At 78.1% G+C, this 23,154-nt stretch carries 19 protein-coding genes; 9 read left to right on the top strand and 10 right to left on the bottom strand.

Annotation, left to right across the window (positions count from 1 at the left end):
• On the bottom strand, positions 1–475 hold a 475-nt coding region (locus WAA21_RS16800; protein WP_442893305.1), incomplete at its 3' end, for a P1 family peptidase.
• 125 nt (positions 476–600) lie between these two features.
• On the opposite strand from WAA21_RS16800, the gene WAA21_RS16795 reads away from it, so the two are divergent.
• Entirely contained in the window at positions 601–1,437 is an 837-nt protein-coding gene (locus WAA21_RS16795; RefSeq protein ID WP_336923996.1) for a PHP domain-containing protein, read from the top strand.
• Here WAA21_RS16795 and WAA21_RS16790 read toward each other — a convergent pair.
• Positions 1,425–2,363 (bottom strand): oxygenase MpaB family protein, encoded by a 939-nt coding sequence (locus tag WAA21_RS16790; RefSeq protein WP_336923995.1) that lies wholly within the window; start codon positions 2,361–2,363, stop codon positions 1,425–1,427. The genes WAA21_RS16795 and WAA21_RS16790 overlap by 13 nt on opposite strands.
• Before the next feature lie 104 nt (positions 2,364–2,467).
• On the opposite strand from WAA21_RS16790, the gene WAA21_RS16785 reads away from it, so the two are divergent.
• Positions 2,468–3,220, top strand: a complete 753-nt coding sequence (locus tag WAA21_RS16785) for a ParA family protein (protein WP_336923994.1) — start codon at positions 2,468–2,470, stop codon at positions 3,218–3,220.
• A gap of 16 nt (positions 3,221–3,236) precedes the next feature.
• Here WAA21_RS16785 and WAA21_RS16780 read toward each other — a convergent pair whose 3' ends face one another.
• Complete coding sequence (locus WAA21_RS16780; protein ID WP_442893304.1) at positions 3,237–4,970, bottom strand: DEAD/DEAH box helicase; 1,734 nt, start codon at positions 4,968–4,970, stop codon at positions 3,237–3,239.
• Positions 4,971–5,013: 43 nt separating this feature from the next.
• Between WAA21_RS16780 and WAA21_RS16775 the strand changes: the two genes are divergently transcribed.
• Positions 5,014–5,706 (top strand): ferritin-like fold-containing protein, encoded by a 693-nt coding sequence (locus WAA21_RS16775; protein ID WP_336923993.1) that lies wholly within the window; start codon positions 5,014–5,016, stop codon positions 5,704–5,706.
• Between the two features lie 28 nt (positions 5,707–5,734).
• On the opposite strand, the gene WAA21_RS16770 is transcribed toward WAA21_RS16775, so the two are convergent.
• Complete coding sequence (locus tag WAA21_RS16770) at positions 5,735–5,965, bottom strand: DUF3107 domain-containing protein (RefSeq protein ID WP_336923992.1); 231 nt, start codon at positions 5,963–5,965, stop codon at positions 5,735–5,737.
• Positions 5,966–6,045: 80 nt separating this feature from the next.
• Complete coding sequence (locus WAA21_RS16765; protein WP_336923991.1) at positions 6,046–6,690, bottom strand: TetR/AcrR family transcriptional regulator; 645 nt, start codon at positions 6,688–6,690, stop codon at positions 6,046–6,048.
• 115 nt (positions 6,691–6,805) lie between these two features.
• On the opposite strand from WAA21_RS16765, the gene moeZ reads away from it, so the two are divergent.
• Positions 6,806–8,008, top strand: a complete 1,203-nt coding sequence (gene moeZ / locus WAA21_RS16760) for an adenylyltransferase/sulfurtransferase MoeZ (RefSeq protein ID WP_336923990.1) — start codon at positions 6,806–6,808, stop codon at positions 8,006–8,008.
• Between the two features lie 41 nt (positions 8,009–8,049).
• Here moeZ and WAA21_RS16755 read toward each other — a convergent pair whose 3' ends face one another.
• From WAA21_RS16755 to WAA21_RS16745, 3 genes are read right to left on the bottom strand one after another with little or no spacing between them, the layout of a single operon-like run.
• Complete coding sequence (locus WAA21_RS16755; protein ID WP_336923989.1) at positions 8,050–8,910, bottom strand: hypothetical protein; 861 nt, start codon at positions 8,908–8,910, stop codon at positions 8,050–8,052.
• Entirely contained in the window at positions 8,907–9,611 is a 705-nt protein-coding gene (locus WAA21_RS16750; protein ID WP_336923988.1) for a response regulator transcription factor, read from the bottom strand. Before WAA21_RS16750 ends, WAA21_RS16755 begins: the two co-directional genes overlap by 4 nt.
• Positions 9,608–11,017, bottom strand: a complete 1,410-nt coding sequence (locus WAA21_RS16745; protein ID WP_336923987.1) for a sensor histidine kinase — start codon at positions 11,015–11,017, stop codon at positions 9,608–9,610. The genes WAA21_RS16750 and WAA21_RS16745 overlap by 4 nt, the downstream gene beginning before the upstream one ends.
• A gap of 130 nt (positions 11,018–11,147) precedes the next feature.
• Between WAA21_RS16745 and WAA21_RS16740 the strand changes: the two genes are divergently transcribed.
• Genes WAA21_RS16740 through WAA21_RS16730 form a run of 3 tightly spaced genes read left to right on the top strand, consistent with a single transcriptional unit; the run spans position 11,148 to position 18,317 of the window.
• Positions 11,148–11,495 (top strand): MGMT family protein, encoded by a 348-nt coding sequence (locus tag WAA21_RS16740; RefSeq protein WP_336923986.1) that lies wholly within the window; start codon positions 11,148–11,150, stop codon positions 11,493–11,495.
• On the top strand, positions 11,492–15,007 hold the full coding sequence (locus WAA21_RS16735) for a PD-(D/E)XK nuclease family protein (protein WP_336923985.1): 3,516 nt from the start codon (positions 11,492–11,494) through the stop codon (positions 15,005–15,007). Before WAA21_RS16740 ends, WAA21_RS16735 begins: the two co-directional genes overlap by 4 nt.
• The gene (locus WAA21_RS16730) at positions 15,000–18,317 is read left to right on the top strand and encodes an ATP-dependent helicase (protein WP_336923984.1); all 3,318 of its coding nucleotides are present in this window, start codon (positions 15,000–15,002) and stop codon (positions 18,315–18,317) included. Before WAA21_RS16735 ends, WAA21_RS16730 begins: the two co-directional genes overlap by 8 nt.
• Here the strand turns inward: WAA21_RS16730 and WAA21_RS16725 are convergent.
• Positions 18,302–19,696, bottom strand: coding sequence for a phosphotransferase (locus WAA21_RS16725; protein ID WP_336923983.1), 1,395 nt, complete (start codon positions 19,694–19,696; stop codon positions 18,302–18,304). The genes WAA21_RS16730 and WAA21_RS16725 overlap by 16 nt on opposite strands.
• Before the next feature lie 41 nt (positions 19,697–19,737).
• Here WAA21_RS16725 and nudC point away from each other — a divergent pair, with 41 nt between their 5' ends.
• Complete coding sequence (gene nudC / locus WAA21_RS16720; RefSeq protein ID WP_336923982.1) at positions 19,738–20,823, top strand: NAD(+) diphosphatase; 1,086 nt, start codon at positions 19,738–19,740, stop codon at positions 20,821–20,823.
• Positions 20,824–20,890: 67 nt separating this feature from the next.
• Here the strand turns inward: nudC and WAA21_RS16715 are convergent, their stop codons facing one another.
• On the bottom strand, positions 20,891–21,115 hold the full coding sequence (locus WAA21_RS16715; protein ID WP_336923997.1) for a mycoredoxin: 225 nt from the start codon (positions 21,113–21,115) through the stop codon (positions 20,891–20,893).
• Between the two features lie 201 nt (positions 21,116–21,316).
• On the opposite strand from WAA21_RS16715, the gene WAA21_RS16710 reads away from it, so the two are divergent.
• A partial coding sequence (locus WAA21_RS16710) for an ATP-dependent helicase (protein ID WP_336923981.1) occupies positions 21,317–23,154 on the top strand: 1,838 nt, incomplete at its 3' end.

The following is a 23,154-nucleotide window of genomic DNA, read 5'->3' as shown; positions in this document are numbered from 1 at the left end:
TTGGCCTCCGACTTCCGGGCGGCGGCCCACCGGCGTGGTCGGGCAGCGCGCCGGCCGCGTCCGCCGCGGCCCAGCCGAAGCGGGCGTCGGGCCGGCAGCGCGGGTCGCCGCCGCGCCCGAGGTCGAACAGGATCGCGGCGGGCACGACGGGCACCCGGGCCGACCCGACCGGTGTGAGCACGTCGAAGCCGCGGCCGTCCGCCTCGCACCACGCGAGGACCCCGTCGGCGGCGGCGAGCCCGAACGCGCTGCCGCCGGACAGCACGACGGCGTCCACGGTGCTCACGAGCGTGCCCGGCGCCAGCGCGTCGGTCTCCCGCGTGCCGGGGCCGCCGCCGCCGACGACCACGGAGCCGACGGTGCCGGGCGGCGGCAGCACGACCGTCGTGCCGGTCAGCCAGCCGTCGCCGCGGGCGTCCGCGTGCCCGACCCGCACCCCGGCCGGTCCGGGCAGGAACCCGGCGGCGCCGCGCAGGCCGGACGCGGGGAGCGCCGGCGGCGGAGGCAGGTCGCGCGGTCGGTCGGCGGACGGCGTCGTCACCGCCCCGACGCTACTGCTGTCCGGGCGGGCGCGGCGGCCCGCGCCTAGCATGTCCGCTCGTGCCGTACGACCTGCACACCCACTCCACCGCCAGCGACGGGACGACGTCGCCGGCGGCGGTCGTGGCGGCGGCCGCGCGGGCGGGGCTCACCGGTCTCGCCCTCACCGACCACGACACCGGTGCCGGGCTCGCGGAGGCCGTCGCCGAGGCCCGCCGGCTGGGGGTCGTGCTCGTGCCGGGCGTCGAGGTGTCGACGAGCCACCAGGGGCGCTCGGTGCACCTGCTCGCCTACGGCGACGTCGCGGGCGACCCGCACCTCGCCGCCGTCCTGGCGGGGACCGTGGCGAGCCGCCGCGACCGGCTGCGCCGCATCGTCGACGGGGTGCGGCGGGCCGTCCCGGACCTGCGCTACGAGGACGTCCTGGCGCGCGTGCCCGACGGCGTGACGCCGGGGCGGCCGCACGTGGCCGACGCGCTCGTCGCCGCGGGCGCCGTCGCGAGCCGCGACGAGGCCTTCGAGGAGCTGCTCGCCGAGGACGGCCCGTACTACGTGGCCTACCGCGCCCCCGACCTCGAGCAGACGGTGCGTGACGTCGTCGCGGCGGGCGGCGCGCCCGTCGTCGCGCACCCGGGCTCGCGGTCGGCGGCCGACGTGCTCGACCGGACGACGCTCGAGGCGCTCGTCGCCGCGGGCCTGGTCGGGCTCGAGGTCGACCACCGCGACCACGACGCGGCCGCCCGGGCCCGGCTGCGGGCCGCCGCCGGGGAGCTCGGCCTCCTCACGACGGGCGCGAGCGACTACCACGGGGCCGGCAAGCAGAACCGGATCGGCGAGAACACGACCCCCGACGAGGTGGTGGCGCGGCTGCTGCCGCGAGCGGCCTACGCCTCCTGAGGCACGGGGGCGTCGAGGCCGAGCCGGCGCCTGGCCGCGCGCTCGTGCGGGCTGCGGCGCAGGGCGGGCACGAGGGCCCCGACCCCGCGGCCGGTCAGGCGCAGCGCACGCAGCGACGACGACACCGCGGCCTCGGGGACGACCGCGGCGCCGGTGCGCAGCGGCAGCGGGAACAGCCGGCGCGCCCAGTCGGGCAGGGTCGCGAACGCGAGCCCCGCGATCGACGCCCACCCGGCGCGCGCCGGGGTCGCGAGCTCGACGACCGGGTGCAGCGGGGGCGCGAGCACGACCGCGACGGCCTCGCGCGCCGCGTCGCTGAGGCGCAGCCCGTCACGGACCCCGGCGAGGTAGTCGGTGAGGTCGGCCGTGCACGTCGGGACGAGGGAGGGGGGCACCCCGAGGAGGGCCGCCGCCCGCACCTGCTCCGCGACGTAGGCGTCGGCCTCGCGGTCGTCGAGGTCGAGCCCGCCGCGCCGCACGACGTGGAGCATCGAGTCGACGAGGCAGCAGTGCACCCACAGCAGCAGCTCGGGGTCGTCGAGGCGGCGCGGGGTGCCGTCGTCACGGGCGCGCGCGGGCCGGTCGTGGGCGCGGCGGACGTGGGCCGCGGCCCGGTGCACCTGCTCGACGGAGCCGAAGGTCGTCAGCGCGACGAAGTCGGCGGTGCGCAGCAGCCTCGGCCACGGCTCCTGCCGGTACCGGGAGTGCGCGTCGAAGCCCTCGGCCACCACCGGGTGCAGCGACTGCAGGAGCAGCGCGCGCAGGCCGCCGACTCCCATGAGCGGGTCGCCGTGCACGCGCCACGACACGCTGTCCGGCCCGAACAGCCCCGGGTCGGGCCGCTCCGCCGCGTCCCCGTCGCGGCCGGCGGGCGCGCGGTCGCGGAGGTCGACCACCGCGGCGGGGGCACCAGGACGGGTCGGCACCGGGACATCCTCACCTACCGGACGGCCGGGACGCCTGTCGGGCGGCGGCACGTCGCCGGGTGCGGCCGTCCCGGGTGCCGGCCGGTCGGTGATTGGATGCAGGCGTGCCCCGTGTGCTCGCCGTCGCGAACCAGAAGGGCGGCGTCGCGAAGACGACGACCGCCGCGGCGCTCGCGACCGCGTTCGCCCAGGCCGGGCGACGGGTGCTGCTCGTCGACCTCGACGCGCAGGCGTGCCTCACCTTCGCGCTCGGTGTCGACGCGGAGGAGGTGACGACCAGCAGCCACGACGTCCTGCTCGGTCGGCCGCTCGCCGACTCGGTGGTCCGCACCGCGGAGGGTGTCGACCTCGTGCCCGCGACCATCGACCTCGCGGGGGCCGACGCCGCGCTCATGGTGCGACCCGGCCGCGACCTCGCGCTGCGGACCGCCCTGGCCTCGGTGGCCGACGACTACGACGACGTCGTGCTCGACTGCTCGCCGAGCCTCGGCGTGCTCACCCTCAACGCCCTCGCGGCCGCCGACGAGGTCCTCGTGCCCCTGGCGGCGGAGATGCTGAGCCACCGTGCGGTCGGGCAGCTGCTCGACACGGTCGAGGACGTGCGCCGCATCCTCAACCCGGGGCTCAGGGTGGTCGGGCTCCTGCCGACGATGGTCGACCTCCGCACCTCGCACGCCCGGGAGGTGGTCGCCGACCTGGAGGGTCGCTACGGCCTGCCGGTGCTGCGTGCCGTCCCGCGGTCGGTGCGCGTCGCCGAGGCGCCGACGCGCGGGCGCAGCGTGCTCACGACCAGCCCACGCTCGGCGGCGGCCGCCGCCTACCGGGAGCTCGCGGCGGAGCTGCTCGCCGGTCGCTGAGGTGCGCCCCCGGGCCTCAGCCCGTGGTGACGGGGGACCCGCTGCTCCCGCTCGCGGCGCCCTGGCCCGACCCGCGGCGGCGTCGGCGCCGACGCGTCCCGCCGGAGCCGCCCTCCGCGGAGCCGGTGCCGTCGCCGGAGGCGGCGCCGCCGCCGTCCACGACGACGGTCTCCGAGGAGCCACGACGCCGTCGCCGCGGCGTGCGCGGCACCTCGACGCCCTCGTCGGACGCGGCGGACGGCTCGGACGGACCGCCGCCGGAGCGACGCCCGCGACCGCCGTCACGCCCGCGGCCACCCTCGCGGCCGCCGTCACGACCACCCTCGCGACCACCGTCACGGCCACCCTCGCGACCGCCGTCACGGCCACCGCGCGAGCGGCCGCGGCCGGCCTTCGCGGGGCCCTCGACGTCCTCGTACTCCTCGGCGTCCAGGCCCGCCCGGGTGCGCGCCGCGCGGGGCAGCCGGCCCTTCGTGCCCTCGGGGATGCCGAGGTCCGTGTACAGGTGCGGCGACGTGGAGTAGGTCTCGACGGGCTCGTCGGCGGGGATGCCGATCTCGCGGGCGATGACCTGCCAGCGGACGGTGTCCGCCCACTCCACGAAGGTGACGGCCGTGCCGCCCTTGCCGGCGCGCCCCGTCCGGCCGATGCGGTGCACGTACGTGCGCGCGTCGTCCGGGCACTCGTAGTTCACGACGTGGGTCACGTCGGTCACGTCGATGCCGCGCGCGGCCACGTCCGTGGCGATGAGCACGTCGACCTTGCCGTTGCGGAAGGCGCGCAGCGCCTGCTCACGGGCGCCCTGGCCGAGGTCGCCGTGGATCGCGGCGGCCGCGAACCCGCGCGTCACGAGGTCGTCGGCGACCTTCGAGGCGTTGCGGCGGGTGCGGGTGAACACGATCGTGAGCCCGCGACCCTCGGCCTGCAGCAGGCGCGCGAGGCACTCGATGCGGTCCATCGGGTGGGTGCGGTAGGCGAACTGCGTGACGAGCTTGACCGTCGCGCCGTCGTCGTCCGGGTCGTGGGCCCGGATGTGCGTCGGCTGCGTCATGTACTGCCGCGCGAGCGACACGACGGCCGACGGCATCGTCGCGCTGAACAGCATGGTCTGCCGGCCAGCGGGCGTGCGGGACAGGATGCGCTCCACGTCCGGCAGGAAGCCGAGGTCGAGCATCTCGTCGGCCTCGTCGAGCACGACGTGGCGGGCGTTGCCGAGGTCGAGGTGCCCCTGGTTCGCGAGGTCGATGAGCCGACCGGGCGTGCCCACGACGATCTCGACGCCGCGGCGCAGCGCCTCGATCTGCGGCTCGTACGCCCGGCCGCCGAAGATGACCGTCACGCGGACCGGCCGCCTGCTCGCGGCCGTCGTGAGGTCCTGCGCGACCTGCAGCGCGAGCTCGCGCGTCGGCGCCACCACGAGCGCCTGCGGGGCGCCGGGGACGGCGAGGTCGTCGAAGCCGGGCTCGCCGGGGCCGACGACGCGCTGCACGAGCGGGACGCCGAACCCGAGCGTCTTGCCCGTGCCGGTCTTCGCCTGCCCGATGATGTCGGCACCGCCGAGCGCGACCGGCAGCGTCATCGCCTGGATCGGGAACGGGTGCGTGATCCCGGCGCCCGCGAGGGCCTCGCAGATCTCGGGCTGCACGCCGAAGTCGGCGAACGTCTGGGGGGTCGGCACCTTCGCGGCGGTCGTCTCGAGGGTCTCGGTCGCGCCTGCGGGGCCGGTGTCGGAAGTCGTCAAGTCAGTCACTATGGCCACGATCGTAGCCGGGCGCCGGGGCTAGGGTGCCGCCATGCAGCCCGACGACACCGCAGGCCCCCGCCCCGAGGCGGCCGCCGGGGGTGCCGTCGTCGACCTGCTGGGCGCCCTCGCCTACGGCGAGCTGACGGCCTTCAGCCGTCTCGCCGGCGACGCGGAGCTCGCGCCGAGCCTCGCCGAGAAGATCGCCCTCGCGCAGGTGGCGGCCACCGAGCTGCGCCACTACGAGGCCCTCGCGGAGCGCATCGAGGCGCTCGGCGGCGACCCGCAGGACGCGATGGCCCCCTTCGTCGCCCCGGTCGACGCCTTCCACGACCGGACCGCGCCGAACGACTGGCTGGAGGGGCTCGTCAAGGCCTACGTCGGCGACGGCATCGCGATGGACTTCTACCGGGAGGTCGCGGCCTTCGTCGACACCGGCACCCGCGACCTCGTCGAGCAGGTGCTCGCCGACGAGGGGCACACGGCCGTCGTCGCGCGCGCGGTGCGGCAGGCGGTCGACCGGGACCCGCGCATCGCCGGGCGGCTCGCGCTGTGGGCGCGCCGGCTCGTGGGCGAGGCGCTGAGCCAGGCCCAGCGCGTCGCCGTGGACCGGGACGGGCTCGCGGGCCTGCTGGTCGGCACCGAGCACGCACCCGGGGCCGACCTCGCGCAGATCGGGCACATGTTCGGCCGGATCATGGAGCGGCACGGCGCGCGCATGAAGGTCCTCGGCCTCGCGCCCTGACGTCCGTGCGGCGGGGCGCCGCCGGGGCTCAGCCCCCGACGGTGCCGAACCCGACGCTGCGGACCTCGGTGGGCCCGGTCTCGACGTAGGCGAGCGCGCTGGTGGCGACGATGACCCGCCGGCCGCGGTCGTCGACGAGCTCGAGGACGCCGCCGGCCTCGATCGCGGCGCCGACCTTCTTCGCGATGTCCTCCGGGGACTGCTCCGTCTCCAGGACGATCTCGCGGGGCGCGTTCTGCACGCCGATCTTGACCTGCACCAGGACCTCCTGAGCGTGGGGGTGCGGACGCTCGCCCGCCGGGCCAGCGTAGACCGGGCGCCGGGCGGTGCCGGCGGCGGTCAGCCGCCGGACTTCGGGAAGCCGCGCACGCCGCGCCACGACAGCGACGAGACGAGGCGGGCGGCGTCCTCGCGCGGGATCGGGCGGCCCTTGCTCAGCCACCAGCGGGCCGTCACCTGCGCCTGCCCGACGAGCGCGATGCCGAGCATCCGCGCCTCGCCCGCCGGCAGCCCGGTGTCCTCGGCGATGACGGCGCTGATCGGCGCCGCGCACGCCGCGGTCATGCGCGCGACCCGCTCCTGCACGAGCGGCTCGCTCGTGAGGTCGGACTCGAAGACGAGCCGGAACGCCTCGCCGTCGCGGTCGACGAACTCGAAGAACGCCGCCGTCACGCCCGCGACCCGCTGCTTGTTGTCGTGCGTGGCCTCGAGGGCGTCCCGCACGGCCGCGACGAGGGAGTCGACCAGCCCGTCGAGGACGGCGAGGTAGAGCTCGAGCTTGCCGGGGAAGTGCTGGTACAGGACGGGCTTGGACACCCCGGCGCGCTCGGCGATCTCGTCCATGGCGGTCGAGTGGTAGCCGTTGGCCACGAAGACCTCCTGCGCCGCGCCGAGGAGCTGGCGACGGCGGGCGGGGCGCGACAGGCGCGTGCCGCGGGCGGCGTCGCCGGTGACCGGCGGCTCGGCGGCGGCTGCGCTCGTCATGGCGGGGAGGCTACCGGCGCGCACCGCCTCCGACGGCGGACGTGCACCGGGAACAGCCGGCCCGTCCGGCCGGTTGACGGGCACGACCCCGCTGCCCCTCCCCGAGGAGAGACCCGTGAGCCTGCCCCCGCTGGTCGAGCCCGCCGCCGAGCTGTCGGTGGAGGAGGTGCGCCGCTTCAGCCGGCACATCATCATCCCCGACGTCGGCATGGTGGGGCAGAAGCGGCTGAAGAACGCCCGCGTCCTCGTCGTCGGCGCCGGCGGCCTCGGCAGCCCCGCTCTGCTGTACCTCGCGGCCGCGGGCGTCGGCACGCTCGGGATCGTCGAGTTCGACGTCGTCGACGAGTCCAACCTGCAGCGGCAGGTCATCCACGGGACCTCCGACGTCGGCCGGCCGAAGGCGCAGTCCGCGCGCGACTCGGTCCTCGAGGTCAACCCCTACGTCGACGTGCGCCTGCACGAGACGCGGCTGGACTCCTCCAACGTCCTCGACGTGTTCCGCGACTACGACCTCGTCGTCGACGGCACGGACAACTTCGCCACCCGCTACCTCGTGAACGACGCGTGCGTGCTGCTCGGGATGCCGTACGTGTGGGGCTCGATCTACCGCTTCGAGGGCCAGGTGAGCGTGTTCTGGGCCGACCCGCCGGCCGGCCCCGACGGGCAGCAGCGCGAGGGCGTGCAGTACCGCGACCTGTACCCGGAGCCGCCGCCGCCCGGCATGGTGCCGAGCTGCGCCGAGGGCGGCGTGCTCGGCGTGCTGTGCGCCTCCATCGGCTCCGTCATGGTCAACGAGGCGGTCAAGCTCCTCACCGGCATCGGCGACCCGCTGCTCGGGCGCCTGCTCGTCTTCGACGCCCTCGAGATGAGCTGGCGCGAGGTGCGGGTGCGCAAGGACCCGGCCGGCGAGCCCGTCACCGGGCTCATCGACTACGAGGCCTTCTGCGGCACCGTCAGCCAGGAGGCCTCCGACGCCGTCGCCGGCTCGACGATCTCCGTGCTCGACCTCAAGCAGATGCTCGAGGAGCGCGAGCGCGGTGAGCGCGACTTCGTCCTCGTCGACGTCCGCGAGCCCGACGAGCGCGACATCGTCGAGATCCCCGGCTCCGTCCTCATCCCCAAGGGCGAGTTCCTGTCCGGTGCGGCGCTCGAGCGGCTGCCCGGCGACCGGCAGGTCGTCCTGCACTGCAAGGCGGGCACGCGGTCGGCCGAGGCGCTCGCCGTGGTCAAGGGCGCCGGCTTCGCCGACGCCGTCCACGTGGGCGGCGGCGTGCTCGCGTGGGTCGACCAGGTGGAGCCGCACAAGCCGACGTACTGACCGCCGGACCCGTCGGCGGCCGGACCCGCCGACGGTCCGGCCTACGGAGCCTGGTGCCGCGCCTGCCGCTCCTGCCGTGCGCCCGCGTACTGCACGTCCACCCCGCCGACGCTCGCCGTCAGGTCGAGCACCCGGTCGGCGCCGGGCGTGTCGGTGACGCCGACCTGCGCCTCGCCGACGGACACCCGCGACGTGACGTCGTAGGCGGTCCCGTCGTCCGGCAGCGTCACCACGAGCCCGCCGACCGACGACGACGCGGTGACGCTGCGCGGCGGCGCGGCGAAGTCGAGGCTCGCCCCGCCCGTGGAGACCGCGACGTCCACGGTCTGCGACGTCGCGCGCCGCAGGGACACCCCGCCGGCCCCGACGCTCGCCGTCACGTCGCCGGCGACCCCCTCCGCCTCGAGACCGCCCGCGGCCAGGTCGACGTCGAGGTCGACGTCGGGGTCGACGAGCAGGTCGTACCCGACGTCGCAGCGGCGCGGCCAGGCCTGCGAGGGGCACTCGACGGTGAGGGTGAGCACGCCGCCGTCCTGCGTCGCGGAGACGGTCCCGTCCGCCCACGACGTCGTGAGGGAGCTCGTGCCGGTGACGGCACCGGGGGCCGCGCCGTCGGTCCGGACCCGCACCCCGCCCGTGGCGCCCTGCACGACCACCTGCCGCACGCCCGTCGCCTCGACGGGCCCGCGCACGGTGCGGGTCCCGCTGGCCAGGACCGCGGCCCCGACCACCCCGGCGACGAGCGCGACGACGACCAGGACGCCCAGCACCGCGAGCACCGCGGCCCACCACGGCACGGGCGGGCGCCCCGCGGGCGGCCGACCCGAGGGCGGTCCGGTGGGCGGGCCCGCGGCCGGGCCCGGGCGCGGGTCCACGACGGCCGGTCCGGCTGCTCCGCTCACGGCTGGTCCTCCCGCTCGGCGTGGTCGAGGTAGCGCAGGACCGCCAGCACACGCCGGTGGTCGTCACCGGTCGGGGCGAGGTCGAGCTTGGTGAAGAGGTTCGACACGTGCTTCTCCACCGCGCCCTCGGTGACGAACAGCGCGGCGGCGATGCCGGAGTTGGACCGGCCCTCGGCCATGAGCTGCAGCACGTCGTGCTCGCGGGGGGTCAGGGTCGACAGCGGGTCGGCGCGCCGGGCGCGCGCGAACAGCTGCGCGACCACCTCGGGGTCCAGCGCCGTGCCGCCGCCGGCGACGCGCTGCATGGCCTCGACGAAGTCGCCGACGTCGGCGACCCGGTCCTTGAGCAGGTAGCCGACGCCCTTCGCCCGGCCCGCGAGGAGCTCCGAGGCGTAGTTCTCCTCCACGTACTGGCTCAGCACCATGACGGCGACGTCCGGGAACTGCTCGCGGACCACCAGCGCGGCGCGGACCCCCTCGTCGGTGAACGTCGGCGGCATCCGGACGTCGGTGAGCACCATGTCCGGCCGCTCGGCGGACACGGCGGCGAGGAAGCCCTCGGCGTCCCCGGCGGCGGCGACGACCTCGAAGCCGCTGCTCTCGAGCACCCGGACGAGACCCTCCCGCAGCAGCACGCTGTCCTCCGCGAGCACGACGCGGGTGCGCGGGACCTGTGGTCCCTCGGGTGGGGTGGTGGTCACGGTCGGCCTCCGGTCGGGACGTCGGTCGGGGGGGTGCCGGGCGCGACGGGCACGCCCGGCCGGACGGGTACCGCGGCCGCGCCGGCGGCGGGGCCGGGCGGGGGCAGGGGGAGCCGGACCGACAGGACGGTCGGGCCGCCGGGCGGGGACGACACGAGGACGTCGCCGTCGACCGCGCCGACCCGGTCGCGCAGGCCGATGAGGCCGCTGCCGCGCGTGGGGTCGGCGCCGCCGCGCCCGTCGTCGGTGACCGTGGCGACGAGCCACGGCCGTCCTCCGAGCTCCTGCAGGTCGACGTCCACCCGGGCGCTCGCGGCACCGGAGTGCTTCGCGACGTTCGTCAGGGCCTCCGAGACGGAGAAGTACGCGATCGCCTCCAGGCGCGCCGGCGGCCGGGGCCCTGGGGCGACGTGCACGGAGACCGGCACGGGGGAGCGGGCCGCGAGCGCCGACAGCGCCGCGTCGAGGCCGCGGTCGGTGAGGACGGGCGGGTGGATGCCCCGCGCGACGCGGCGCAGGTCGGCGACGGCCTCCTTCGCCGAGGCGTGGGCGCGGTCGAGCAGCTCGACGAGCTCCGGGCTGCCGGACTCGGTGGCGACCCGGCGGCGGGCCATGCCGAGGTCCATGGCGAGGGCGACGAGGCGCTGCTGGGGACCGTCGTGCAGGTCCCGCTCGATGCGGCGGCGCTCGGCCTCGACGGAGTCGACGGCGCGCTCGCGGGTCTCGGTGAGGGTGTCGACGCGGGCGCTGAGCGCCGCCACCTCCGCCTCGGGGTCGCTGGACACCGCGAGCCTGGCGATGGCGACGTCCACCCGGCCGAACGCCCACGCGACGTAGGGCAGGACGAGCAGCACGAGCAGCCCCCCGACGCCCACGGGCCACACGAGCGCCTGCCGCAGGGCCTCCTCGCCCCACACGACCGAGCCGTCCGGCAGGAACGGCACGGCGACGCCGAGCAGCCCCCCGACCAGCAGGGCCGTCACGACGAGGCCGCCGGTCAGGCCCCACACCGACACGAGCGTGAGGTGCAGCAGGGAGCGCCAGGGCCGGGGGTCCAGCAGCACCCGCCGCCACGCGGGGAGGTGCGCGGGGCGGCGCGGCATGGGCGGCACCCACGTGCCGAGGAACACCGCGATGCGCCAGCGCTCGGCGCCCGTGGCCGCGAAGGCGACGAGCAGGCACAGGGCGAGCAGGGGCAGCCCCACGAGGGTCGCGGTGAGCAGCGCGGCGCTGACCGCGCTCAGCACGAGGGACAGGAAGACGAAGGCGAGCAGCAGGTCGAGGACGAGGTGGACGACGGCGGGCCAGCCCCGCAGCCAGGTCTCCGCCGCCCGGTGCCGCCTCGGCGCACCGACGGCCGCTGCCGTGCCGTCGCCGTCCGTGCCCGTCGCGCCGCTCGTGCTCACACCGGAACCGTAGGAGCCGCGCGGTCCCCGGGTCAGTGCGGTGACCGGGCCGGTCCGTGCGGGGGACAACCCCCGGGTGCCCCGGACGCGGGTGCCGCTTGTGTCCGCGGCCCCCGGCATGCTGTGCGGCGTGGACGAGGGGACCCTGCCGGACTTCGCCGAGGCGGTGCTCGACGTGGTCGACGCCGTGCCGGCCGGGAAGGTCACCACGTACGGCCGGGTGGCGGCGCTGCTCGCCGGGGCGGGGCTGCGGGGCGGCGGGCCCCGGGCGGTGGGTGCCGTCCTGTCGCGGTACGGCGCCGCGGTGCCGTGGTGGCGCGTGTGCCCGGTCGACGGCAGGCCCGGGGCACATCCGGAGGAGGCGCGGCGGCGCTGGTCGGAGGAGGGCACGCCCCTGCGCGGGCGGGTGGGTGAGGAGCGCGTCGACGTCGACGCGGCGCTCGCCGAGCTCCGGCTGCCGGAGTGGGTGGGGCGGTGAGCGACGGCGTCGGGCGCGTCCGGCTGGGAGCGGTGACGCTCACCCCGGCGCAGGCGGCGGTGGTCACCACCCCGGGCCGACAGCTCGTGGTGGGCGCCGCCGCGACGGGGTGCACGACCGCGCTGCTGGCGTGGGCGCTCGGGCGGGCCGGCGCCTCCGGGCCCCAGCCGCTCGTGCTCGTGCCGAGCCGGCGCGCGGCCGGGCGGGCGCGCGACGCGCTGGAGGCGCTGCTCCCGGGGACGGTGAGCAGTCCACCGGCCCGGACCCCGCAGTCGCTGGCCTGGTCGCTCCTGCGCGAGCACGCGCTCGCCACCGGCGCCCCGGTGCCGCGCCTCGTCACGGCGTCGGAGCTCGACGAGGTGCTCGCCGAGCTGCTCGAGGGTCACGAGCCGGACGGCTCCCAGCCGGGGGACGGGGACGGGACGGACGACGACGGCGCCCCCGTCGCGTCCGACGGGTTCCCCCGCGTGCCGGGACCGCGCTGGCCCGAGCGCGTCCACGCAGGGCTGCGGCGGTCGAGGGCCTTCCGTGACGAGGTGCGCGAGCTGGCCGCCCGGGTGGTCGAGCACGGCGAGGACCCGGCCGGGCTGCTGCGGCTGGCCCGTCGGCACCGGCGCCCGGAGTGGGCCGCGGTCGCCCGGCTGCTCGCCGAGGTGCAGCAGGTGGCGGGGCTGCGCGGTGACGGCGGCCTCGACCCGGCGGGCACCGTGGCCGAGGCCGCCGAGCTGCTCGCCGAGCGGGCGACGGGCACGGCCGCGTGGCTGCGCGGGCACGTCGCCCACCTCGGCGTCGACGACGCGCAGGACCTCACGCCCGCGGGCTGGTCGCTCGTCCGCGAGGTCGTGGCCCTGTCGGCGGACGCCTGCGTCGTCGGCGACCCGGACCGGGCCACCCAGGCGTTCCGCGGGGCGGTGCCGGCCGCGCTGGACGACGCCGGGCGCTGGCTGTCGGCGCCGGGCGCGGTCGTGACCCGGCACGAGCTCCGGGACGTGCTGGGCGCCGCGCCGCTCCCCGCGGCCGTCAGCCGCGCCGTCGTCGCCGAGCTCCACGACCTGCCGGTCCCGCCCGTCCCCGGCACCGGCAGGGGAGGGGGCGGGGGCGGTGCCCGCACCGGTGGTGGCGGTGCCGGTGGCGACACGGCGGCGGTTCCCGGCGCCGACCGCGGCCGGGTGCTCGTGGAGGTGTGCCTGGACGAGGCCGACGAGGCCCACGTGGTCGCGGCCCACCTGCGCGGCGCGCGCCAGCGCGCCACCGACCCGCTGGCCTGGTCCGACATGGCGGTCCTCGTGCGCAGCGGCGCCGCCGCGGCGCGACTGCGCCGGGCGCTGGCCGTCGCGGACGTCCCGGTCCACGTGCCGGGCGTGCGGACACCGCTGCGCGACGAGCCCGCCGTCTCGCTGCTCCTGGAGGCGGCCGAGACCGCCGCCCGGCCCGAGCTGCTCGACCCCGAGCGCCTCGAGCGGCTGGCCGTCGGCCCGGTGGGCGGGGCGGACCCCGTCCGCTGGCGCCGGCTGGTGCGGCTGGCGCGGGGTCGGCTGGCGGCGCGGGCCGGCCGGGCGGTCGGCACCGACGAGGCGCTGCAGGCGCTGTGCGACGAGCTGCGGGTCGTCGTGGCCGCCCCGGCCGACGGTGCCCACGGGCGCGCCGCCCCGCTGGGCCTGCCGCCCGCGGCGGCCGCGCCCCTCACCCGGCTCGTCGAGGTCCTCCGGGCTGGGGCGAGGGGTGCTGCGGCGGGGGTGGAGCACTGCCTGTGGGGGGTGTGGGACGCCTGGGGCGTGGCGGTCCCGTGGCGGCGGCTCGCGCTGTCCGGCGGCAGCGGCGCCGACCGGGCCGACGCCGACCTCGACGCCGTCGTCGCGCTCTTCGACGTCGCCGGCGCCTGGGCGGAGCGCCACCCGACCGGGCGCCTCGCCGACCTCGCCGCGCACGTCCGGTCCCGCGGGGTCGGTGACGACCGGCTGGGCGGGGCCGAGCGCGTCGACGCGGTGACCGTCACGACGCCCGCCGGCGCCGTGGGGCTGCGCTGGGACCTCGTCGTGGTGGCCGGCGTGCAGGACGGCGCCTGGCCCGACCCGCGCGTGCGGGGGTCGCTGCTGGGCCTGCCCGAGCTCGTGCCCGCGCTGCGCGGCGAGGGCCCCGTCGCCCCCGGCGGCACGGCGGTGCACCCCGAGCTGCGCCGGGAGGCCCGTCGCGCGGTCCTGCACGACGAGCTGCGCCTGTTCCACGTGGCGGTGTCGCGCGCGGCACGGGAGCTGGTCGTGACGGCGGTCGACGACGCGGCCGCCCGGCCGAGCGACCTCGTCGAGCTCGTCCGCCGTGCCTGCCCGCCGGACGCGTCGACCGTGCGGGGGGCCGGGTCCGCGCCCGCGCGCGACACGGCGGTCCCCGTGCTCCCCGCGCCCGCCCGCGGTGCGCACGAGGTCCCGGAGGCCGTGTCCGCAGCCGCCCTGGTCGCCCGGCTGCGGCGCCGGCTGCTCGCCGACGACGCGCCGCCCGACGAGCGGAGCGAGGTCGCGACGTCCCTGGCCCGTCTCGCCCGAGCCGGCGTGCGGGGCGCGGACCCCTCGCAGTGGTCGTGGCTGCACGACCCGGGGCACGCGGCCCACCCCGCCGCGACGACCGGCGACGGCCCGCCCGGCGACGACGCGCCCGACGGCGGCGCGCCCGTCGACCCGCCCGCCGACGGTGGGTCCGGCGTCGTCGTGTCGCCCTCCAGCGTCGGACGCTTCCTCGGCTGCCCGCTGCAGTGGTACCTCGACGGCGTGGGCGCGAGACGTGCGAGCGAGACGGCGCAGGGCCTCGGGACCCTGCTGCACAGCGCGCTGGAGCAGGTCCCGGACGGCGACCTCGGGGCCATGCAGCGGGTCGTCGACGCGGGCTGGGACGACCTCGAGCTGCGGGGCTGGGTGTCGGAGCGCGAGCGGGCGCGGGCCCGGGCGATGCTCGAGCGGCTGTCGCAATGGGTGGCGGAGCAGCAGCAGGCGGGCGTCCGGGTGCTGGCCGCCGAGCAGGCCGTCGACGCCGCCCTCGACCTGCCGCGGGCCGGCCGGGTGCGCGTCCGGGGGACGGCGGACCGGGTCGAGCGACTGCCCGACGGCACGGTCCGGGTCGTCGACCTCAAGACCGGCTCCACCGCGGCGACGAAGGCCGAGGCGGCCGCGGACCCGCAGCTGGAGCTGTACCAGCTCGCGCTGCAGGCCGAGGGCACGTTCGGCGAGCCGGGCGGTGCCCTGCTCCTGTACGTCGGCACCGGCACGGCCGCGGCGACCGAGCGACGGCAGGCGGCCCTCGACGAGCAGCGCCGGACCGAGGCGCTCGGCCGCCTGGACGACGTCGCGGTCGGCATGGCGGCCGGCCGCTACCCGGCCCGTCCGGAGGACCAGCGCTGTCGCCGGTGCGCCGCGGCGGCGAGCTGCCCGGCCTCGCCGCAGGGGCGCCGCGTGCCGCCGCCGGTGCCGCTGGCCGAGCCCCGGCCGCGGCCCGACGACGAGGGGGAGGACCGCCGTGGCTGAGGCACCTGCGCTGCTGCGCCGTCGGGAGCTGCGCGACGTCGAAGACCTGCGCGACGCGCTCGGGCTCGGCTACTCACCCGGTGAGGAGCAGCGCGCCGTCGTGACGGCGCCCCTGCAGAGCGCCCTCGTCGTCGCCGGGGCCGGCTCCGGCAAGACCGAGACGATGAGCCTGCGCGTCGCCTGGCTCGTCGGCACCGGACAGGTGCGGGCCGAGGAGGTCCTCGGGCTCACGTTCACGCGCAAGGCGGCGGGTGAGCTCGCCGAGCGGGTCACGCGCTACGTCGAGCGGCTCGACGCGTGGGCGGGCGACGGCGCCGGACCGGTCATGGTGGAGCGGCCGACGGCCCGCACGTACCACTCCTTCGCCGCCGACCTCGTCGGCGAGCACGCCGCACAGCTCGGCCTCGCCGACGCCCGGCTCGTCGGCGAGGCCGCCTGCTGGCAGGCCGCACACCGGCTCGTGACGGGATGGCCCCACGAGCTGGGCCCGGACAAGAGCCCGGCCCAGGTCACGGCCGCCCTGCTCCAGCTGTCCGGGCAGTGCGCGGAGCACGGGGTCCGCCCGGCCGAGCTCGCGGAGTCGCTGCAGCGCCACGTCGACGCGCTCCGCGACCACGCCGGGCAGGGCTGGCTCGGCAACGCCCACGAGCGCGCGGTCCTCGCCTCCCTCGAGCGACGCCTCGACCTCGTGCCGCTGCTCGAGGCGTGGGCGGAGCACAAGCGCGAGCGGGGCGTGCTCGACCACGGCGACCAGGTGCTGCTGGCCGCCCGCGTCGCCCGCGCGCCGGACGTCGCGGCCCGCGCCCGGGCGGAGCACCGCGTCGTGCTGCTCGACGAGTACCAGGACACCTCGTCGGTGCAGACCGACCTGCTGTCCGCGCTGTTCGGGCAGGCGCACCCGGTGACGGCCGTCGGTGACCCGCACCAGTCCATCTTCGGCTGGCGAGGGGCCAGCACCGGCACGCTCGGCCGGTTCCTCGACCGCTTCACGAGCCCGGACGGCTCGCGCCCCGCGGTGCACCGGCTGTCCACGAGCTGGCGCAACCCGGGCCTGGTGCTCGACGTCGCCAACCGGCTCGCCGAGCCGCTGCAGGACGGTGTCGCCGGGGACGAGGTGACGGTGGGGGTGCTGCGGCCTGCCCCGGGTGCGGTGCCGGGGCACGTGCGCGTCGTGCTCGCCGTCGACGACGCCGAGGAGGCGACGGAGGTCGCCGCGTGGCTCGCCGCGCGACGGCTCGCCCCGGTCGCCGACCGCACGCCCACCCAGGCCGTGCTGTGCCGGCGCCGCTCGCAGATGGGCCGGGTCGAGGACGCGCTGCGGGCGGCGGGCGTGCCCGTCGTCGTGCACGGGCTCGGCGGGCTGCTCGACGAGCCCGAGGTCGTCGACCTCGTGAGCCTCGTCGCGGCCGCCGTCGACCCGAGCCGCGGTGACGCCCTCGTGCGGCTCCTCACCGGGCCCCGCTGGGGGCTCGCCGCCGGTGACCTCCGGGCGCTGCGCGACCGGGCCCGCGAGCTCGCCGGCGACGACCGCGACTCCGCGGGGCTCGTCGACGCCGTCGAGCTCCTCCCGCCGCCCGGCTGGGTCCCGCCGTCGGGTGCGCGGCTGTCCGACGTCGCCCGCGAGCGGCTGCAGCAGCTGCGGGGCGTCCTGGCGCGCGTGCGGCAGGTCGCGCACCGCCCGGCGGTCGACGTCGTGCTGACGGCGGTGCACGCCTCGGCGCTGGACGTCGAGGTCGAGGTCTCCGCCACGGACCCGCGCCAGGCGCGGCGCGTGCTCGACCGCCTCGTCGCCGAGGCCGCCGCCTACGCCGACGTCGACGGGTCCTCCGACGTCGTGCGCTTCCTCGCGTGGCTCGACGCCGCCCGGGCGGAGGAGCGGGGCCTGGACGCCGTCGACGTCGTCCCGGACCCGACCGCCGTGCAGGTCCTCACCGTGCACTCGGCGAAGGGTCTGGAGTGGGACGACGTCGCGGTCGTCGACCTCGTCGAGAACGGGTTCCCGGCCAAGGGGTCCACCGGCACACCGTCGTGGGCGTGGCTGCACGACGACGGTGCCCTGCCGTACCCGTGCCGCGGGGACCGGGACAGCCTGCCCGTGTGGTCGCCCGCGGCTGCGGTGTCCAAGCAGGACGCGCGGGCGCGGCTCGAGGGGTTCCGCGCCGAGGCCGGTCGGCACGCCGCGGACGAGGAACGTCGCCTGGCCTACGTCGCCGTCACGCGGCCCCGGCGCTCGCTCCTGCTCACCGGCGCCCGGTGGGCCGCGGGCGTGCGCCCTCGTGCCGCCTCGCCGTTCCTCGAGGAGGCGCGCGCGGTCGTCGGGGGGTCGCCGTCGTGGGCCGGTGACGCGGAGCGCCCCGAGCGCGAGGCAGGTCCGGCCGCGGAGGAGGCAGCGTGGCCGCCGGACCCGCCGGCGCTCCGGGCGCGGCTGCACGAGGCTGCCGCGCTGGTCCGTCACCGCGCGGACGCGCTCGACTCGGGTGCTCCCGGGAACGCCGACGGGGCAGGAGACGCGGACGGCTCGGGGGGCGTGGGCGCGGACGGCTCGGGGGGCGTGGGCGCGGACGGCTCGGGGGGCGCGGACGGCACGGCGGGCGCGGACGGCACGAGAGGCGGTTGGGCGTCGCTCGTGGACGTCGTCCTCGCCGAGCGGGAGGCGCGCCGCGGTGAGGCCGCGGTGCCCGCGCACCTGTCCGCCTCCGACGTGGTCGCCCTCGCCGGCGACCCCGCCGCGGCCCTGGCCGACGTCCTCCGCCCCGTGCCGTCCCGCCCGCGGCCCCAGGCGCGCCGGGGGAGTCGGTTCCACGAGTGGCTCGAGGCCCGCGGCGGGCCGCGCCGGGGGCTCTTCGAACCCGACGAGGTGCCGGGGGCCGCCGACGAGGACGGCGGCGGCGACCTCGCGGTGCTGCGCGCCCGCTTCGAGCGCTCCGAGTGGGCCGACGCGGAGCTCGTCGGCGTCGAGGTGCCCTTCGCGACCCCGCTCGACCTGCCCCACGGCCGGGTCGTGCTCCGCGGCCGGGTCGACGCCGTCGTCCGGAGCCGCGACGCCCGCTTCGACCTCGAGGTCGTCGACTGGAAGACGGGCTCGCCGCCCCGCGGCGAGGACGCCGCACGACGGGCCCACCAGCTCGCCGTGTACCGGCTGGCGACGGCCCGGGTGCACGGGCTGCCGCTGGAACGGGTCGGGGCCGCCTTCTGGTACGCCGGGTGGGGTGAGGCCGGGACGACCGTCCGGCCGGCGGACCTGCTCGACGAGGTCGGGCTCGCGCGCCTGCTCGTCGCCTCGGGTGTGGGAGGTCAGCCGGGCGGCTGAGGCGAGCGCGCCGGCTCGTCGACCGGCGCCCGGGACTGCCCACGCGCCGTGGCGTCGGCGGTGCCGGAGCGGCCTGCAGGGTCGTCCCCGGCGTCGACGGCGGGCACGCCGCCCTCCGCGTCGTCCGTGGTCGCTCCGTGGGTCGTGGTCTGCGCGTCCGGACCCGCCGCGTCGGTCTCGTCCTGCGCGCCGGTCTCGTCCTGCGCGCCGGCCTCGACATCCGCGTCGTCGGGGTCATCCGCGTCGAGGCGGTCGTCGGCGTCGTCGGCGCCGTCGGTGCCGTTCGCGACGTTCGCGACGTCGGGGTCGCCGCCGTTGTCGTCCGCGTCGTCGGGGTCGCTGGCGCCGTCCGGGTCGTCCGGGTCGTCCGGGTCGTCCGGGTCGTCCGCGTCACCCGCGTCGGCGTCGGCGTCGGCGTCGGACTCGGTCGTCGCGCGCTCCTGGTCGAGGCGCCGGGCCTCGGCCTCGGCCTCCACCCAGCCCGCGAGCTGCTCGAGCATGCTGCACGCGTCGTCCTGCACCGCGGTGTCGCCGGCGCGGACACCGTGCAGGAGCCAGCGCACGAGGGCCATCTCGCCGTGCAGCACCGCGCGTGCCAGCAGCTCCTCGTCCACGTGCCCGTGCCGGGAGGCCCCGTAGGACTCCATGACGAGGTCGACCGTCTCGGGCTCGGCGCCCACCGCGAGCCACGCGAGGTCCTGGGCGGGGTCGCCGACGTGCACGTCGGCCCAGTCCAGGACCGCCGTCACCTCCTCGCCCGTCACGACGAGCCGCTCGGCGACGAGGTCGCCGTGCACGACCGTCGGGCTGAAGTCCCACAGGGTCGTGTCGTCGAGGACCTCCTCCCACCGCTGCAGGAGCACGGGCGGGACCCTCCCCGTCGAGGCGCCCTGGTCGAGGTCGTCGAGGCGCCGGCGGCGCACCTCCGCGGCGTCGAGCACCCGGACGCCCGCGCGCTCGACCACGGCCGTCGTCACGTCGTGCAGCGCGGCCACGGTACGACCGACCGAACGGCACACCGCCGGCGACGCCGCGAGGCGGGTGAGGTCGATGGGGCGCCCGCGCGGGGCGGGGAAGACGACGGCGCGGACGCCGTCGCCGAGCTCGACGTCCGCCCGCGGGCGTGGCACGTCGAACGGCAGGACCCCTGCGAGCAGCCGGACGGCCTCGGTCTCGGCCGCCAGACGGGTCGAGGCGGGCGGGGTCCGGGGGGCGAGCACGAGCCAGACGCCCTCCTCGTCGTCGTGGACGACGGCCGCGTCGACATCGTCCCGCCCCGAGCGGGCCTCGCCGACGGCGACCGGCCGGGTCCCGGGCATGGCGGCGACGAGCAGCGCCGCCAGGGTCGAGGGCGCGCGGCGTCCGGACGGTCCTGGCACGCGCCCACGGTAGAGGGACCCCCGCTGCTTACCCTGGAGGCGTGGCCCTCGCCGACCTGTCGCTGTCCCGGTCCCGGCTCGACAAGGTGAGCGACGACCGGTCCCGCGACGGTCTCCTCGCGGAGCTGCTCGCCGACCCCACGACCCACCTGCTCGTCGTGGCGGACGGGCGCGCCGCGGTCCGCGGCGCCGTGGGCCCCGCCGGGTCCGCGACCCCGGACGGCGACGGGTCGCAGCCGCCGGGCGTCCGGCTCGCGCTGCTGCACGGTCCCCGCGCCGCCGCGCTCGTGGCGGCCCTCGGCGGCCCTGCCGCCCTGGCGGCGGCCGGCACGGACCCCGGCACCGAGGCCGTCGCGGTCCACCTCGGCCGCTTCCCGGCCGGCGACGCCCGTGAGCCCGGCGCCCTCGTCGGGCTGCTCGGTGCCGCGGCCCGCGGCCCGCTGGACCTCGGCCCGGGACCGGACGCCGGGGCCGCGCCGGGGGACCTGCTGGACGGCGCCGACCCGTGGCTCGGCCTCCGCGAGGTCGGTGCGCTGCTCGACGACACCGACGCCGGCGCGCTCACCGAGGCCGTCGCGCTCGAGCACTGGCACGCGACGTCCCGCCGGTGCGGGCGGTGCGGGTCGCCGACCCGGCCGGTCGGGTCCGGGCACGAGCGTGTGTGCGTCGCCGACGGCACGACGCACCACCCCCGCCACGACCCCGCCGTCATCATGACGGTCACCGACCCGCAGGACCGGCTCCTGCTCGGTCACCAGGGCCGCTGGCCGGAGGGCCGCTTCTCGGCCTTCGCGGGCTTCGTGGAGCCGGGGGAGTCGCTGGAGCAGGCCGTGGAGCGCGAGGTGCTGGAGGAGGCCGGTGTGCGGGTGCGGCACGCGGAGTACCTCGGCAGCCAGCCGTGGCCCTTCCCGGCGTCCCTCATGCTCGCCTTCCACGCCGAGACCGACGACACCGAGGCGGTCCCGGACGGCGCGGAGATCACCGAGACCCGGTGGTTCACCCGTGACGGCCTCCGCGAGGCGGTCGCGGCGGGGGAGGTGACCGTGCCGCCGCGCGTCAGCGTCGCGCGGCGGCTCGTCGAGCGGTGGCTCGGCGGTCCGCTCCACCAGGACGGGAGCTGGCGCTGACGAGCGGCGCCGCCGGTCCCGGACCCGGGCGGAGCGCGGCCCCGGTCCGGAGGGACGTCGGTGACCCTCAGCCGGCGAGGCGGGCGCGCACCTCGGCCAGCGACGGGTTCGTGGCCGCCGAGCCGTCGGGGAACACGACCGTCGGCACCGTCTGGTTGCCGTCGTTCACGCGCATGACGAGCTCCGCCGCGTCGGGCTGCTGCTCGATGTCGACCTCGGTGTAGGCGATGCCTTCGCGGTCCATCTGCGACTTGAGCCGGCGGCAGTAGCCGCACCAGGTGGTCGAGTACATCGTCACGGTGCCCGGAGCAGGCGTGGTCACGGCGGTCCTCCCGCAGGTCGAGGTCGGTGGTGCGGTCCGTCCCCTACCAACCGCGACCGCGCGCACGCTGTTCCCCGCTGTCGCTCCTCACCCTGCCTCCCCACCCCCGCTCGACGGTCCACAGGTCCGGGCGGGGTCCCGCCCGCGCCGGCGGGCTGGGAGGATCGCGAGGTGCCGCTGACCGCCGCCGACGCCCCCGCGCTGCTCGCGCCGCTCGACGACGAGCAGCGCGCGGTCGCGGAGGCCGTGCGGGGGCCGGTGTGCGTCGTCGCGGGGGCCGGGACCGGCAAGACCCGCGCCATCACGCACCGGGTGGCGCACGCGGTGGCGGTGGGCGCGACCGCCGAGGAGCACGTGCTGGCCGTGACCTTCACCGCGCGCGCGGCCGGCGAGATGCGCGAGCGGCTGCGTGCGCTGGGGACCCCGCGCGTGGCCGCCCGCACCTTCCACGCCTCCGCCCTGCGCCAGCTGCAGCACTTCTGGCCCGCCGTGGTCGGCGGCCCGCCGCCCGCGCTGCTGGAGCACAAGGCGGCGGTCGTCGCCGAGGCGGCCTCCCGGCTCGGGCTACGGCCCGACCGCGCCGTGGTGCGGGACCTGTCCGCGGAGCTGGAGTGGGCCAAGGTCGGTCTCCTCACCCCGGCGACGTACGAGGCCGCGGCCCTGCGCGCCGGACGTGGCGACGTCGCGGGGCAGGAGGCGGCTGTCGTCGCCCGGCTGCTCGAGGCCTACGAGGACGCCAAGACCGCCCGGGGTGTCGTCGACTTCGAGGACGTCCTCCTGCTGACCGTCGCCATGCTGCGCGAGCGCGACGACGTCGCCCGCCAGGTGCGCGCCCGCTACCGCTGGTTCACCGTCGACGAGTACCAGGACGTCTCCGCCGCCCAGCAGGCCCTGCTCGACGCGTGGGTCGGCGACCGCGACGACGTGTGCGTGGTCGGCGACCCGAACCAGACGATCTACACCTTCGCCGGCGCGGACGCGTCGCTGCTCGGCGGCTTCGCCGCCGCGCACCCCGGCTCGACGACGGTCCACCTCGTCCGCAACTACCGCTCCCGCCCCCCGGTCGTGGCGCTCGGCAACGGGGTGCTGGGCCGCGGCGCGGGCCCGGCGGCCGGGCCGTCCCTGCGGGCGGTGCGACCGGACACCGACGACGCCCGACCTGCCGGCCTGCCGACCTCGCCCACGTTCACCGAGCACGATGACGACGTCGCCGAGGCCGAGGGCGTCGCCTCGCGGGTGCGCGCGGCGCTGGCGGCCGGCGTCACCGCGGCCCGCGTCGCGGTCCTCGTCCGCACGAACGGGCAGCTGGAGGTGCTCGAGGAGGCCCTCGCGGACGCGGGCGTGCCGTACGTCGTGCGCGGCGGGGAGCGCTTCTTCGCGCGGCGGGAGGTGCGCGAGGCGCTGCTCCTGCTGCGGGGCGCCGCGAAGGCCGAGGTCCCCGAGGCCGCGGGGGGCCTCGTCGGCCAGGTCGAGGACGTCCTGTCCACGGCCGGCTGGTCGCCCGAGCCGCCCGCGGGCCGCGGCCAGGTCCGCGACCGGTGGGAGTCCCTAGCGGCCGTGGTCGACCACGCCCGCCGGCTGCACGCCGAGGCGCCCGGCGCCCGCCTGCCGGACCTCGTGCGCGACCTCGAGGCCCGCGCGGCGGCGCAGCACGCACCCGCCCTCGACGGTGTCACCCTCGCCACGCTGCACTCGGCCAAGGGGCTGGAGTGGGACGTCGTCCTGCTCCCGGGCCTCGCGGAGGGGCTTGTGCCCATCTCCATGGCGACCACCCCCGAGGAGGTCGAGGAGGAGCGCCGGCTGCTGTACGTCGGGGTGACCCGGGCGCGCGAGGCCGTCCACCTGTCGTGGGCGCGCGCCCGCACGCCCGGTGGGCGCGGGTCGCGGCGCCCCTCGCGCTTCCTCGACGCCGTGCGCCCGGCCCCGGACGGTGCGGGTGCGGGGGCCGGGCGGAGCGCCCGGCCGGTGTCGCGCCCGAGCGGCCCCCGCGCGTCGCGGCCGGCGCTGTG

Source organism: Aquipuribacter sp. SD81 (assembly GCF_037153975.1).
Taxonomy (GTDB): domain Bacteria; phylum Actinomycetota; class Actinomycetes; order Actinomycetales; family JBBAYJ01; genus Aquipuribacter.
This window is presented reverse-complemented; position numbering and strand designations above follow the sequence as displayed.